Origin of the sequence: Candidatus Symbiopectobacterium sp. 'North America' (genome assembly GCF_015762685.1) — a bacterium.
GTDB lineage: Bacteria > Pseudomonadota > Gammaproteobacteria > Enterobacterales > Enterobacteriaceae > Symbiopectobacterium.
In genome coordinates, this window is the sequence record NZ_PEHF01000057.1 from 16,070 (window position 1) to 30,066 (window position 13,997).

Consider the following 13,997-nt stretch of genomic DNA (forward strand, 5'->3'; position numbering starts at 1 on the left):
TTATTTCTTTAAAAAATAGCGTTGAAAAAACAGCCATGAGGAAAACAACCATGAATACCAATCCGATTAAAACATTACTCCTTGCCCGCGCCTGGTCCCAGGAGCAACTGGCGAAACTATCCTCCTTGAGTGTCAGAACCGTTCAGCGAATCGAGAATGGTGAGCGTGCCAGTCTGGATACGCTCGGTGCCATCGCCGCAGCGTTTGGCGTTAATGTTACCGAGTTGATGACGGAAGAGAGCGAGCAAACTCTGAGCGGAGAATCGCTTGAGCTGCGCGTTCAGGCAGCAAAACGTCAGGTGCGACAAGAGAGCCGTTTCTGGCGCTCGCTTGTGGTTTATGTTGTGGTCAATCTGGTGCTGTTCGTGGTGAACCGAATGACATCTCCGGGCTCCCACTGGTTCTTGTGGCCGCTGCTTATCTGGGGCAGCTTTCTGGCGCTGAATGCCCTGAAGGTGTTCTGGTTGCGCGATCGTTGGCAGCGCTGGGAGCAGGCGCGTGTACAGCGGGTGCTGCGTAAGCCATAATAGCGTCGTACACTTAAACGGGTAGGGCTGGCATTGAGCCAGCGTAATAGACAGGTAATAGAGGTCTTCGCATGACAAAAGTGACCGTTGCCGCAACGCAGATGGCGTGTTCCTGGGATCTGCCCAAGAATATTGAGAATGCCGAAAAACTGGTGCGACAGGCGCACGCCAAGGGTGCTCAAATAATCCTGATTCAGGAGCTGTTCGCCGCGCCTTACTTCTGTATCGATCAGAGTCCTGAGCATTATGCTCTGGCGCAAACGCTGGAAACCAGCCCGCTTATCAAACACTTCTCCGAACTGGCTGCTGAGCTTGAGGTGGTATTGCCGCTGAGCTTCTTTGAGCACGCCAATAATGCCTATTACAACTCGCTGGTGATGATTGACGCCGATGGTAGCGTACTGGATGTGTACCGTAAAACTCACATTCCCAATGGCCCGGCGTATCAGGAAAAGCAGTTCTTTATCCCTGGCGATACCGGCTTCAAGGTGTGGCAGACCCGTTACGCCAAAGTGGGTGTGGGCATCTGCTGGGACCAGTGGTTCCCGGAAACTGCGCGCAGCCTGGCGTTGCAGGGCGCAGAGCTGATTTTTTACCCTACCGCTATCGGTTCTGAACCGGCTTACTCGGATATCGACAGCCAGCCACACTGGACGCGGGTGCAGCAAGGCCATGCGGCTGTTAATCTGGTGCCGGTGATTGCCTCTAACCGTATTGGGACGGAAGCGAGCAAATATCTCGATGGGCTGGAAATGACATTCTACGGCTCCTCCTTCATTGCCGATCAAACCGGTGCGCTGTTGGCGCAGGCGAACAAAACGGATGAAGCGGTGCTGGTGCACACCTTCGATCTGGAAGCGATCGCTGCTCAACGCGCCAGTTGGGGGCTGTTCCGCGACCGTCGTCCGGAGATGTACACGGCGCTTGTCACTTCTGACGGCAAGACCCGGAGATAATCGATGTCACCTGCAACTCTCACTTCGACGCCGCGTCAGGATGGCTTTTTCATGCCCGCCGAATGGGCACCTCATGATGCGGTGTGGATGATCTGGCCCTATCGGTTGGATAACTGGCGTAATAATGCCTTGCCTGCGCAGCAGACGTTTGCCGCAGTAGCACAGGCAATTGTTCAGAAGACGCTGGTGATCATGGGCGTGCCAGCGCAGCAGATGGCGCAGGCGCGTAGCCTGATGCCTGCAACGGTGACGCTGGTTGCGATGGAAAGCGATGACGCCTGGATGCGTGATACTGGACCGACCGAGGTGCTAAACGGTAACGGTGGGCGCCGGGGTATCGACTGGCAGTTTAACGCCTGGGGCGGCGAGCTGGGCGGGTTGTACGACGACTGGCGACAGGGATGAACAGGTCGCGCAGCAGGTGTTGGCGCACCACGGTGACGCACGCTATGCGGCACCGCTGATTCTGGAAGGCGGCTCTATCCACGTTGATGGAGAAGGCACGCTGTTGACCACGGCAGAATGCTTGCTGAACCCGAACCGCAACCCTCATCTGAGTAAGGCTGAGATTGAGCAGTTGATGCGTGACTACCTCAATATTTCCACCATTATCTGGTTGGAAGAAGGGGTGTATAACGACGAAACCGACGGTCACATCGATAACATGTGCTGCTTTGTGCGCCCCGGTGAAGTGGCGCTGCACTGGACGGATGATGAAAACGATCCGCAGTATGCGCGCTCTGTCGCGGCGTATCAGGTTTTATCCCAGGCTCGGGATGCGCAAGGGTGTGCTCTGAAGATCTGGAAGCTGCCTGCGCCGGGCCCGCTCTATGCTACGGAAGAGGAAGCTGCGGGTGTCGCATCGGGTGATGCGATTGAACGTTTAGCCGGTTCGTATCTGGCGGGTTCTTACGTGAATTTTCTGATCAGCAATCAGCAAATTATCTTCCCGTTACTGGATGCGCGTACCGATGGTACGGCGCGTGACCTGCTGCAACAGATGCTCCCGGATTACGCCATTGTAGGCGTGCCTGCGCGCGAAATTCTGTTAGGCAGTGGCAACATTCACTGCATTACTCAGCAGATCCCGTCGGTCCGTTAAGCCGGTTTCTCTATCATCAAAAGGCTCCGGTTATCACCGGAGCCTTTTTCATGTCTGACAGTGACCTATTTGGTTGGCTCTTTATCCAGATTATCCGCAGGCAGATAGCCAGGCAGTCGGCCTGCCGGGATGATCGCCATCATGGACAGGAAGGCCATGATCAGCAGACCAAACTTCAGCGCTTTCAGGCGCGATTCCTCGTTGACGCGCACCGCTTCAGCCACTTGTTCTGGCGTTGCCGTGGTTTGCGACAGCACGGTGAGCAGGCGATCGTTACTGATAAAGTTAATATTATCCAGATTCACCTGTGCCTGAATTTCAGGGGTCAGCACAGGCGTTTGCACAATGTTGCGCATCACGCTGGAACTGAGTAATCCCACCAACAGCGCACCGGCCACGGCGGTACCAATCGCGTTCGACAGATTGTTGGTGGTGCCGCGCAGTGAGCCGACGTCGCCCGCCAACTCTTTCGGTGAAGCACTCACCAGCACGTTAAACAGCAGGGTGACCAGCGAGCCCTGACCAATACCGAACGCCACCAGACCAAATAGCACCGCGAACTCACTCCAGTTGTTACGCACTACAAAAGCGAGCCACAGCAGCGAAGGGGTACAAATGATGAAGCCGTAGCGGCGAATCTTTTGCGGCGTTAGCTTGTGGTAAAAGCGCACGATAAGCGTTGCGGAGAAGAATACGGACAGATTGAACGGCATCATGGCGATGGCGGTTGCCAGCGGCGTGCTGCCCTGCACAATCTGAATGTAGAGTGGCACGGAAAAGTTCAGCATCGCTTCCAGCGCGACCACCGCAAACATGGCGACCACGGCTGCCCGCTCTGTGGGCGAGGTAATCACTTCCAGCTCCAGCAACGGGGTTTTGCCTTTTTCTTTTACGCGTCGCGTCCAGACCACGAAGAGCTGACCGAGTACGATACCCAGCGCGATCATAAAGGGCGCCGGAGAGAAGCCAAGCAGATCGAAAGGCGCAGCGTCTCGAACCAGACCCATTCCCCAGCGGTTAAGGTTGTTGAAGCCGAAAGAGAGCAGAATGATTGAGGTTGCTGCCAGTACCACGTCGACAATATCAATGCTGACTTCGGGCCGGCCCCTATCCGCTTTCATGCGGAAGCTGAGAAAGAAAATGACGGCGGACAAGACGATCAGCAGACCAAGCGCCGGACGCCAGCCAATATAGGTGCCCAGCACCCCGCCGATCAAAAATGCTGCCACACCTGCACCTGCACCTGCACCTGCGCGTGCCGAACCCAATGTGCCTAGCGCGGTGGCTTGTTGTGCACCGCGATAATTCTCCGCAATCAGTGCCACCAGTGAGGGCACCAACGCTGCTGCCGTCAGGCCGCTGAGCGCCTGAGCGCCTGTGCGCCTGTGCGCTGATCATGATGGTGGCGTTAGGGCTGAAAGTCATCATCACCTGAGCGACACCGAACAGCAGCACGGTAAAGCGGAAGATGATCAGTGGGCCAAATCGCTGGTTGAGTTTTGCACACAACATAACGAAACCGGCGACGGACAGTGAATAGACGACGATACCTGTCGCAATGGTAGTGGGCGGCACATTGAAACTGTTCACCATACCACCCAGCGCGACGGGGAGTGAGGCGACGTTGAATGACATCAGAATCTGGGCGAGTACGATGGTGATCATCGGTATCCATGACGCTTTCTCGTCTGTCACTGTGTGCGGTGTTGATTGATTCACCATAATGGTTATCCCCTTATTGTCCTTAGATTTTTATGCGAATTTTTGCGTTGGTTACAGCAACGATGATCAGCTTTTTTCGGTGTAAGGTTCGGAGACGAACATATCCATACCCAGGCTGCGGGAGAGAAAGCGTGCGGCCAACTGGCCTTTGACGCTGTTGCCCGCACCGTCAAGTAAGGGCGCAAAGGTGCCTAAACCGCCCTTACCGGGCGAGACAGTGACGATACCGCCGCCAATGCCGCTCTTGCCGGGGAGGTCGATATCGTAGAGCCAGTCGCCGGATGTTTCATACAGCCCAGCGGTGACCATCACGGCCAGGGCGTAATGGCACACGTCATTGTTGACCACGCGGTCGCGGGTGACAGGGTTAACGCCACCATCGGCCAGCGTCGCCCCCATCACCGCCAGATCGCGGGCGCTGATGTTGAGTGAGCATTGGCGGGTATATAAATCAACGGCAATGGCCGGATCACAGCCGAGCCGCCCGTAGCTGTATAGCAGATTGGCGATGCCGCGATTGCGGAAATTGGTCTCACTGGCGGATTGATACACTTCTTCGTTAAGGGTGAGTTCTCTGCCCGCGAAACCGCATAACCCGCTGTAAATAAAATTCCATTTCTCGTCGCTGGTGTTGCCGGGGATCAAGCTGGTGGTGGCGATTGTCCCCGGATTCACCATCGGATTGGTGCGGGCGTCTGCGGTGAACTCAACGGCCGTGACAGAGTTGAACGGCATACCGGTACTGTTTACGCCCAACTTTTCGCGTGCGACGCGGGCACCCAGTGCCTGACACACCAGCGCAAAGACAAAGGGCTATGATGGTGAACTAATAATCCACATCACCTGCGGCTTGTACTGCGCCGTTAGTGCCCACCATGCAAATGCCATAGAGCGCGGGAGGTACGCGTTCAAGTGCAGGATAAAACTTAGAAACGACGCCCTCGTGATTCTGCCCGAAATGCTGGTGGGCTTCCTGAATCAATTGTGTAACGGTGTCCTGGTCCGGCAGATGTCCGGTTGAAACATAGGGGCTGAAAGTATTGCTGGATTCGTCAAAGGGCATGGTGATATCTCCGTAATAGACCGAAATTTTCCTTACTTATCAATTTTATAGGAATGGCCTCACTGAGACGCTTTCTCCCTTCATAGAGCGTAGTACAGCGTGGCATGATGATTACGGTGTGATTTGAGACGTATACGTCTTGAGGTAAAAGGTAGGTTTTATAGAAAATAATAAATATCCAGATATTTAAAATATTTAATCCCGTAAATGGTTTTTTTGTTTTTCAGAAATAAAATTTTTAATTTAGTAACGTGAAAAATTCACTGCGAATGATTAAGTGCTTGGCGCGAGGCGGTACAAGAGTTTCAGAAAAGGAGTACAGCGAGAGGTGGGAGCAAGAGAGTAAAACAGCGCATCCGTAAAACAGACGCGCTGTTGCAGTATTACCGCATTACGCGCGCTTGGCTTCTGCGGCGGCTTTTACGATCACGGCAAAGGCATCGGCTTTCAGCGACGCGCCACCTACCAGTGCGCCGTCGATGTCCGGCTGCGTGAAGAGTTCTGCGGCGTTGGCTGCGTTGACCGAACCACCGTACTGAATGATGACCTGATCGGCGACCGCTTTGTCCTGCTTGGCGATATGGTTACGGATAAACTTATGCACCGCTTGTGCCTGAGCCGGGGTTGCTGATTTGCCAGTGCCAATGGCCCATACGGGTTCGTAGGCGATAACCGCATCGTTGAAGGCTGTGGCACCCAGTGTGCTCAATACCGAATCCAACTGACGGGCGACAACCGCTTCGGTTTCACCAGCTTCGTTTTCAGCTTCGGTTTCACCAATGCACAACACGGGGATCAGTCCGGCTTCTTTCAACACACCAAATTTTTTCGCAATGAATGCATCGCTTTCTTTGTGGTAGGTGCGGCGTTCGGAGTGGCCAATGATGATGTATTTCGCACCAATGTCTTTCAGCATGGTGGCAGAGGTTTCGCCCGTGTAGGCACCGGACAGGTTAACATCGACGTTCTGTGCGCCGAGCGCAATGCGGCCAACGGACAATTGATGATTTCCCTGATCCAGATACAGCTCGGGCGGCGCGATGGCGACGTTGCAGCCAGTCACTGTGCTGAGCTCTTTACGCAAACTGGCGATCAGCTCGATAACCATGTGCGTGCTGCCGTTCAGCTTCCAGTTACCCATTACTAATGGATGACGCATCTTTTTTCCTCCGAATAGGGATAGCAAGTAATTTTATTTTTCAGACAGTATAGAGACCAAACCCGCAAGAAGCTCGGATTTTCATCACTCAATGCCAGCGCGATCACGGTTCAGATAGCGTTAGCTTAATCGGTTCAACAGCGAATGTTATCCCTTTTTCCCCATTATCTTCCACTACATATCGCAATGCGCCTTCCGTTTGTTGGTAAAAGCCCTGACGTTTGCCGATATCCACCAATTCCGTAATCTTCTTGCTGCTTTGTTCCTCGGAGAGCGAGGGAATGAAGTGACGCAGCAGCGCGGCCATATACTGGATAGCCTGCGCACGGCGAGCGCCGGTTTCAGGATCGCCTGCCTGAGGGTGGTAGGTCAGTTGCATGGTTTTTATTTTGCCGGTGCCTCGCTCCAGCGCGGTTGAGGCGTAGAGTTGGGCATTGATTCTGCTCGCAGCTCGCGTCAGCGGTGCGGCAGGCTCTCCAGTATCCATCGCGCGGAATTCACCCATTGGTAATGAGGGGTTGCTGAGGTTATAGCGCGTGCGAAATTGTGGGATAGTCTGGTCGAATGTTGGCGCGTCGGGCAGCAGGTACGGTGCCACCGTGGCGTCTTTTGACGGCACAAGTGGTTGCGCGTGAACCTCCAGTCCAGACGTCAGTAAAAGCAGGAGTAACGCTGGGGCAACGAGTCGTATAGTCATAGTTCCGCTATTGAAGTGTTCCGTTTTCAAAAGAGAGCGTTGTCAGAGCAAGATCGGAGGCAATGACAACGGGCGCTTGTCTGATTAAAGCGGGATTTGGGCGCGATTGTCAAAAGGCACGTGCTTGCACACCCTTGTCGAACCATTCTGTCAGTAAGAAGTATTCACCCTGAGAATAAACGTATCGATACGAGAATATACAATACCTTTTCTTTGTTAGCGTTATATTACGCATTGTTGTTTATTTGTAGTTGTAGGGTGAATAAATATTATCAACTAAAATGAGAGGTTATTAACAGATTTAAAATATTCGCAATAATGTATCACGGTATACGTAAGTGACGATTTTTCTTGATATATAACCCGTTAACCAGTGTGTAAATTACATCGGTTTCAACATAATAATATATAGTATTGAGGGGAGCGAAATGAGAGTAAAATCAATTCTAACTGCCGCTATTCTTTCGTGTTTTGGAATGACCGCGAATGCGGAACAAGTCATGGACACGGATGTGGTGGTGGTCGGTGCTGGGGCATCAGGGTCTGCGGCAGCCTATGCATTAACCGAACAGGGTCTGAAAGTTATTAATCTGGAGAAACTTCCGCAAACCGGGGGAACCGGACAATTTTCGGAAGGGATATTTGCGGTAGAAAGTAAAATACAGCGGGAAAATAATCATGTATTTACCCGCGATCAGGCTTTTAACCTAGTGATGGATTATAGCCACTAGCGACCTAATGCCAAGCTGGTACGCAATTATATTAATAAATCAGCGGATACCATTGATTGGCTACAAGATCTCGGCGTTCATTTTGAGAAGCTGACCTCGAATTACCCCGGTGGCTATTATACCTGGCATATTTATCAGGGCCGTGGGCGCGCAGTGATTGATGTTCTACAACAGCATTTTGCCGAAAACAGCAGGCAAACAGCTCATCACCGATGAAAAAGGAAAAGTCGTAGGACTCATGGCAGAAAGCTCTGCCGGTCAAGCCATTCGTATCAATGCCAAAACCGTGGTTATTGCTACCGGTGGTTTCGGCAGCAATAAAGAGATGCTGACCGAGTATACCCGCTTCCCCGATGTGGAAGTGGTTAGTATCCCGGGGAAAGTGGGTGACGGCATTAAAATGGCCTGGGCAGCCGGCGCAGCAAAGGATGGCCGTGAATTTATCAATATGTCCTATCGTCCGGGGCCGTCAAAGAGTCCACCACCAACCATTACGCGGCTTCTGCCAAACAGCCTCATTTGTGGCTAAACACAAAGGGCGAACGATTCACCAACGAAGCCAATATTTAGCAGTGGCCTTTTGCTGGCAATGACCTGGAAAATCAGGGTGGAACCATGTTTGTGTTGTATGACGAGGACACCAAAAACTACATGGTCGATCACGGCATTGATGTTGGCGTTGGCGTGATGGTCCCCGTTGCTACCAAACTCACTAAACTCACTAAACTGGAAGAACACTTTGCCAAAGGTGAGGCGGCCGGAAAAGCGTTCCGTGCGAACTCCATCAAAGAGCTGGCGCAAAAAACCGGCATGGATTATCAAACGCTGAAAGACAACATTGAGCGTTATAACCAATTTTGCAACGTCAGCCACGATGAAGATTTCGTGAAAGATGCCCGCTATCTGCGCCCTGTTGCGAAAGCACCGTTCTATGCGGTAAAGAGTGTGGCAACCTCACTCGGTACCTTGGGCGGCGTGAAGGTGAACGAAAAATTGCAGGCGGTTGATGATAAAAACGTCCCGGTTTCTGGTCTGTACGTGATCGGCAACGATGCCGGAGGCATGTACGGTGACAGTTACGATCTGGTGATGGCAGGCAGCACCGTTGGCTTTGCTATCAACTAGGCGCGCATTGCGGCGGAAAACATTGCGCAAGACCTGGGGGCAAAAAAGCCACTGGTCATGAAAGCCAGCGATAAAAAGAGTTAATTGCTTTCCTCCTGAAATGCACTCACAGATTCACTCGGGTTGATTCAGCCTGAGTGAATCAACTTGCGGTTGTAATAGCGGTTAATCATTTCATAACATTGTTTTCAACAAACGCCTTTAACTTCCTCTCTCATCGATTATTTTATGCAACATGTCAACGACGTTATTTACCTTCCTTTATTCCTGCTGTCCTCGGGTTTAAAAATGCATGGGTAAATGAATGCCGTGAATTTAACAAAATGTGGTTTGACGCGGTAGTAATTCCAAACGGGAAACTGATGCGCATAATCGTACTCGATATTGATTAATCTATTTCTTTTACAATGAATTATATTTTGATGTGCTTATATCATTCCATAAAACAGGGAAATAATAATGAGACACATTTTCTACCAAATGCTCTGGATATACCCGAAAGATATTGTTGAACTTCGCGAATTATATCAACGATATGGAACTCTGAAACATTATAAGAAAGGCACCATCATCAAGAGTCGTGGGGAATCGCAGCGGTTATTCTATTTGGTTAATGGGCTCTGTATGTATTATGCCAACTATGTTGAAAATAACCCGATGTCATTCTCACTGGTGCTGCCAGAACGCACGATGGGGGATATCACTTGTATTACCAAACAGCATGTTAATGTCACCACCATCGTGATCCGGGATGCGGATATTCTGGTGGTGCCCCCTGATATTTTGCTGGATGCCATGCGGCAGGATGCTGAACTGGCGATAAAAATATGCCGTCACGTTGTGGCCAAGTAGGAGAGCAGCCTGGAGGCGGTAATCACCAACACCAGTTGTGAACCCGCGCAACGTCTTAAAATTCTGCTGAAAAGCATGTTATTAGAAGATGGGATTGAGCCTAAAGCAGGCTGGTATACCGTGCCGCTGACGTTGACCCATGAGGAATACGGTCAGATCATCAACGTGACTCGCGTCACCATTTCTAGAATACTGGCACTTTGGCAACGTGAAGGGCTGATATGTCGGGAAAATAAAACGATTATTGTCCATCATCAGCTGTTTGATGATGTATATGACTGGCTTAGTTATTTTTCTGAAAAATAACCTTTCATTAGCGCGAAAAAAACACCGCGTGGCCTAAACAGCCAGACAGTGGTAAGCCAGCCACACCGAATCTTCTCACCAATAATGCTCACTGGTAATATGCCCCGGACGGCGACGCAGGTGCTTGGTCATTTCCCGTTGCTCTTTCAGGCATTGCTGGGTGTCGCGCACCATTTGCGGGTTACCGCACAGCATCACATGGCTGGTTTGCGCATTGAGTGGCAATCCGACAGCCTTCTCCAACGCTCCGCTGCTGATAAGCGCCGGAACGCGCCCTGTCAGGGAGCCGACCTGCGTCTCCCGGCTGATGACCGTTTGTATCCGCAGTTTATCGCCGTAACACTGCTGTAGCTGCTGCATCTTGGGCAAGTAGCTAAGGTCATTGGCAAAGCGCGCCGCGTGCACTAATACGATGTGCTGGAAACGCTCCAGATCCTTCCCTTCCTCTAAAATCGACAAATAAGGGCCGATGGCGGTGCCGGTCGCGAGCATCCACAGCGTGTCGCAATCAGGGACTTCTTCCAGCACAAAGAAACCCGCCGCATCTTTGGTGATTTCCAGTGGCATTCCGGATTGCAGAGCGTGCAAATGAGGGCTGAGCTTACCATCCAGCACGGTGACCAGATAAAACTCAAGAGTGGGATTACTGGGGGCATTCACGTAGGAGTAGGCGCGCTGGATGCGCTCGCTGTCAATTTCCAATCCCAGTTTGGCGTACTGACCCGCAGTGAACGCAGCAATCGGCGCCTGAACCTGAATGCTGAAAAGGCTGTCCGTCCAATTTGTTACCTGAATAACGTTACCGGTTATCCACTCTGCCATAGTGCTGTGCTCCTGATGTTTTTCGGTCACTCAGGCCATCCGCTCACGAAACGGTGCGTCAGGGGATAGGGCCTTTACGATACGCGATTCTTTAAGAACAGTGAAACAATCAATGCAATAGACCTTGTGCATTCATGCGATTACAGCAGGAAGTCATGCAACGCGGGATCTTTGCGATCGAGATAATGTGTTGAACGAATACGCCGGATGGTGCGTGATTTGCCGCGAATCAGCAGGGTTTCGGTGGTGGCGATGTTACCCCGGCGCGCAATCCCTTCCAACAGGTCGCCTTTGGTGATACCGGTAGCCGAGAAGATCACGTTGTCATTACGCGCCATATCGCTCAGCGTGAGTACACGCCCGGCTTCAATTCCCATTTCTGCACAGCGTTTCAGTTCACGATCGCCTAAACGGCGGTTTTCCTCGCTGTCCCCTTTAACCTGATGACGTGCCAGCAGGCGACCTTGCATATCACCATCCAGCGCGCGGATCACCGCAGCGGAAATCACCCCTTCCGGCGCGCCGCCGATGCCATACAGCACATCGACTTCGCTGTCAGGCATACAGGTCAGAATCGAGGCCGCGACATCACCGTCGGGAATGACAAACACTTTCACGCCCAGTTGCTGCATTTCGGCAATCACTCCATCGTGGCGTGGTTTCGCTAGTGTGATCACTGTAAACTGCTGTAACGGTTTGCCAATTTTGATGGTGATATTGCGCAGGTTATCCGCCAATAGCAGTGCCAGGTTGATAGCGCCTTTGGCCTGCGGACCGACGATCAGCTTTTCCATATACATGTCGGGCGCATGCAGAAAGGTATCTTTTTCGCCGACGGCCAGTACAGCGAGCGCATTGGCTTGTCCCATCGCCGTCATTCGTGTGCCTTCAATGGGATCGACGGCAATATCCACCTCATCGCCCACGCCGGTGCCGACCTGCTCACCGATGTAAGGCATGAGGGCTTTGTCGATCTCGCCTTCACCGATCACGATCTGCCCGTTGATATCAACCTGATTGAGCATGATGCGCATGGCCTGCACCGCCGCGCCATCAGCGGCATTTTTATCGCCACGGCCAAGCCATTTGTAGCCTGCCAGCGCGGCAGCTTCTGTCACGCGGGAAAACTCAATCGCCAATTCACGTTTCATGGATACCTGTCTATTGTGTAATAGGAAAAGGGGAATTGAGCGCGATTTTACCACACTCGCTGCGGGCGGGAGCTGGATGATATCAAGGGAGTGGCGAATGCATCGGGCGCAATAAGCAAGGGCTGTGCTGACAAAACAGCTTTACCTTTCTTAGGTAGGCGGTAATGACTGTTGTAAGTCAATTTGTCAGTGACCTTTAACGCAGCTCAGTAGAGTGGCGTCATGAGTATTAACGGTGTGAAGCGGCGAGTTACGCTTTATTCTCACTGCCCAGCGCTTTAACCGTAATGGTTAATACCACAGAGAGCAGCAAGGCAACGGCCATAAAGCTATAGGACATGCTCGGGTTGCCGGTAATGCCGTTGAGGTAGCCGACCAGCCAGGCTCCGAGGAATGCGCCCAGTGCGCCAAAGCTGTTGATCAAACCAATCGATACCCCAAAAACGTTTTTAGGCAACAGTTCAGGAATCAGCGCGAAGAACGGACCATAGGGGGCATACATGCAGGCAGCCGCAACCACTAACAGCGCATAAGACACCCAGAAGTGCTGCGCGCCAATGGCGTAAGAGGTGAAGAAGGCTAACGACGCGATCAACAGCAGGGGCCAGATAAAGAGCTTGCGGTTTTGCATTTTGTCCGACAGCCAGGAGACCGTCAGAATCAGCACGATGGCAGCAAAGTAAGGCAGTGCCGAGAGCTAGCCGACGGAAACGATATCCAGAGAGGCATCCGATTTGAGGATTGACGGCATCCACATCATAAAGCCGTAAACCCCGATGCTCCACAAGGCATGAACGGCACACAGGATAATCACATTGCGTGAACGCAAAGCTTCACCATAGTTGCGTACCGGCTTGATGTTCTTCTGCTCCGCATCCATCACCGCCTGGAAATCCGCCTTTTCCTGAGCACTCATCCAGGTGACTTCAGAGGGCTTATCACGCACCAGGAACCACCAGATAAACGCCCAGATAATCGCTGGCGCGCCTTCGATAATGAACATTTCACGCCAGCCGAAAGCATTGATCAGGTAGCCGGAGACAATGGACATCCACAGCATGGTGACCGGATTACCCAATACCAGGAAGGTGTTGGCGCGTGAACGTTCCTCTTTGGTGAACCAGGTGCTGATGTAAATCAGCATGGAGGGCATCACCGCGGCTTCTACCACGCCGAGTATGAAACGGATCACCATTAGCATCGGGATATTATTGACCAACCCGGTGGCGGCGGCACACAATCCTCACAAGATCAGGCTGACAAAAATCAGTTTGCGCACACTGCGTTTAACGGCGTAAATGGAGCCTGGTACCTGAAAGAAGAAATAGCCGAGAAAGAACAGCGCGCCAATCAGTGAAGACGTTCCCTTACTGATGCCCAAATCTACCTCAATACCGGCTGCGGCTGCGAAACCATATTTGGCGCGATCGAGATAGGCGAGGCTGTAGGTAATAAAAATGATGGGCATTAAATACCACCAACGCTGAACAGCTAATTTTTTAGTCGTCATCTTGGTTACCTGTTTATTTTGCATTGTTATCATCTGCATCTTATCGTGCAGCAGGATAATGTTGAAAAACATTCCTGAATGCCAAATCAAATGATAAGGCACATAATTTTATGTAAAAGGGTTTACGTGATGCGTATTATTAATGCGCATCATCTTGCGTTGAGATCTATTTTAGAAATAGGTGCTCCGAGTGAATGTTAATTAATCAATGGCAATATAAATATTGCTGATACTTATTTTGCACTTCACTGTCATCAGGCATTGTTGACGTTGT

Annotated in this window: 11 protein-coding genes and 4 pseudogenes; 8 read left to right on the forward strand and 7 right to left on the reverse strand. The window is 51.7% G+C overall.

Features of this window, described 5'->3' with window-relative positions; genetic code table 11:
* The first annotated feature begins 50 nt into the window (after positions 1 to 50).
* The 3 genes and pseudogenes from CS369_RS12935 to aguA all read left to right on the forward strand — a co-directional run bounded on the left by CS369_RS12935 (position 51) and on the right by aguA (position 2,585).
* The gene (locus CS369_RS12935) at positions 51 to 527 is read left to right on the forward strand and encodes a 2TM domain-containing protein (protein WP_196907414.1); all 477 of its coding nucleotides are present in this window, start codon (positions 51 to 53) and stop codon (positions 525 to 527) included.
* Positions 528 to 598: 71 nt separating this feature from the next.
* Positions 599 to 1,483 carry an N-carbamoylputrescine amidase gene (gene aguB, locus CS369_RS12940; protein WP_196907415.1) on the forward strand — a complete coding sequence of 295 codons (885 nt, stop codon included), beginning with the start codon at positions 599 to 601 and terminating at the stop codon, positions 1,481 to 1,483.
* A 3-nt stretch (positions 1,484 to 1,486) separates the two neighbouring features.
* Positions 1,487 to 2,585: pseudogene (gene aguA, locus CS369_RS12945) on the forward strand (agmatine deiminase).
* Positions 2,586 to 2,650: 65 nt separating this feature from the next.
* On the opposite strand, the pseudogene CS369_RS12950 reads toward aguA, so the two are convergent.
* From CS369_RS12950 to CS369_RS12965, 4 genes and pseudogenes are all read right to left on the reverse strand, one after another.
* Positions 2,651 to 4,307: pseudogene (locus tag CS369_RS12950) on the reverse strand (MFS transporter).
* A 66-nt stretch (positions 4,308 to 4,373) separates the two neighbouring features.
* A pseudogene (glsA, locus tag CS369_RS12955) lies at positions 4,374 to 5,370 on the reverse strand (glutaminase A).
* Positions 5,371 to 5,761: 391 nt separating this feature from the next.
* Positions 5,762 to 6,529, reverse strand: a complete 768-nt coding sequence (gene tpiA, locus CS369_RS12960) for a triose-phosphate isomerase (RefSeq protein ID WP_196907416.1) — start codon at positions 6,527 to 6,529, stop codon at positions 5,762 to 5,764.
* A 103-nt stretch (positions 6,530 to 6,632) separates the two neighbouring features.
* Entirely contained in the window at positions 6,633 to 7,226 is a 594-nt protein-coding gene (locus tag CS369_RS12965; RefSeq protein ID WP_196907417.1) for a DUF1454 family protein, read from the reverse strand.
* 428 nt (positions 7,227 to 7,654) lie between these two features.
* Here CS369_RS12965 and CS369_RS12970 point away from each other — a divergent pair, with 428 nt between their 5' ends.
* The 5 genes from CS369_RS12970 (at position 7,655) to CS369_RS12990 (ending at position 10,240) form a co-directional block, all read left to right on the forward strand.
* Positions 7,655 to 7,957, forward strand: a complete 303-nt coding sequence (locus tag CS369_RS12970; protein WP_196907418.1) for an FAD-dependent oxidoreductase — start codon at positions 7,655 to 7,657, stop codon at positions 7,955 to 7,957.
* A 160-nt stretch (positions 7,958 to 8,117) separates the two neighbouring features.
* Positions 8,118 to 8,486 carry an FAD-binding protein gene (locus CS369_RS12975; RefSeq protein ID WP_210769493.1) on the forward strand — a complete coding sequence of 123 codons (369 nt, stop codon included), beginning with the start codon at positions 8,118 to 8,120 and terminating at the stop codon, positions 8,484 to 8,486.
* An 86-nt stretch (positions 8,487 to 8,572) separates the two neighbouring features.
* The gene (locus tag CS369_RS12980; RefSeq protein ID WP_196907420.1) at positions 8,573 to 9,082 is read left to right on the forward strand and encodes an FAD-binding protein; all 510 of its coding nucleotides are present in this window, start codon (positions 8,573 to 8,575) and stop codon (positions 9,080 to 9,082) included.
* A 480-nt stretch (positions 9,083 to 9,562) separates the two neighbouring features.
* Positions 9,563 to 9,934, forward strand: coding sequence for a Crp/Fnr family transcriptional regulator (locus CS369_RS12985; protein WP_244664986.1), 372 nt, complete (start codon positions 9,563 to 9,565; stop codon positions 9,932 to 9,934).
* A gap of 75 nt (positions 9,935 to 10,009) precedes the next feature.
* On the forward strand, positions 10,010 to 10,240 hold the full coding sequence (locus CS369_RS12990) for a helix-turn-helix domain-containing protein (RefSeq protein ID WP_196907422.1): 231 nt from the start codon (positions 10,010 to 10,012) through the stop codon (positions 10,238 to 10,240).
* A gap of 75 nt (positions 10,241 to 10,315) precedes the next feature.
* Here the strand turns inward: CS369_RS12990 and fpr are convergent, their stop codons facing one another.
* The 3 genes and pseudogenes from fpr to CS369_RS13005 all read right to left on the reverse strand — a co-directional run bounded on the left by fpr (position 10,316) and on the right by CS369_RS13005 (position 13,723).
* Positions 10,316 to 11,062, reverse strand: a complete 747-nt coding sequence (gene fpr, locus CS369_RS12995; protein ID WP_196907449.1) for a ferredoxin--NADP(+) reductase — start codon at positions 11,060 to 11,062, stop codon at positions 10,316 to 10,318.
* A gap of 140 nt (positions 11,063 to 11,202) precedes the next feature.
* Positions 11,203 to 12,213 (reverse strand): class II fructose-bisphosphatase, encoded by a 1,011-nt coding sequence (gene glpX / locus CS369_RS13000; protein WP_196907423.1) that lies wholly within the window; start codon positions 12,211 to 12,213, stop codon positions 11,203 to 11,205.
* A 250-nt stretch (positions 12,214 to 12,463) separates the two neighbouring features.
* Positions 12,464 to 13,723, reverse strand: a pseudogene (locus tag CS369_RS13005) (MFS transporter).
* Between the last annotated feature and the right edge of the window lie 274 nt (positions 13,724 to 13,997).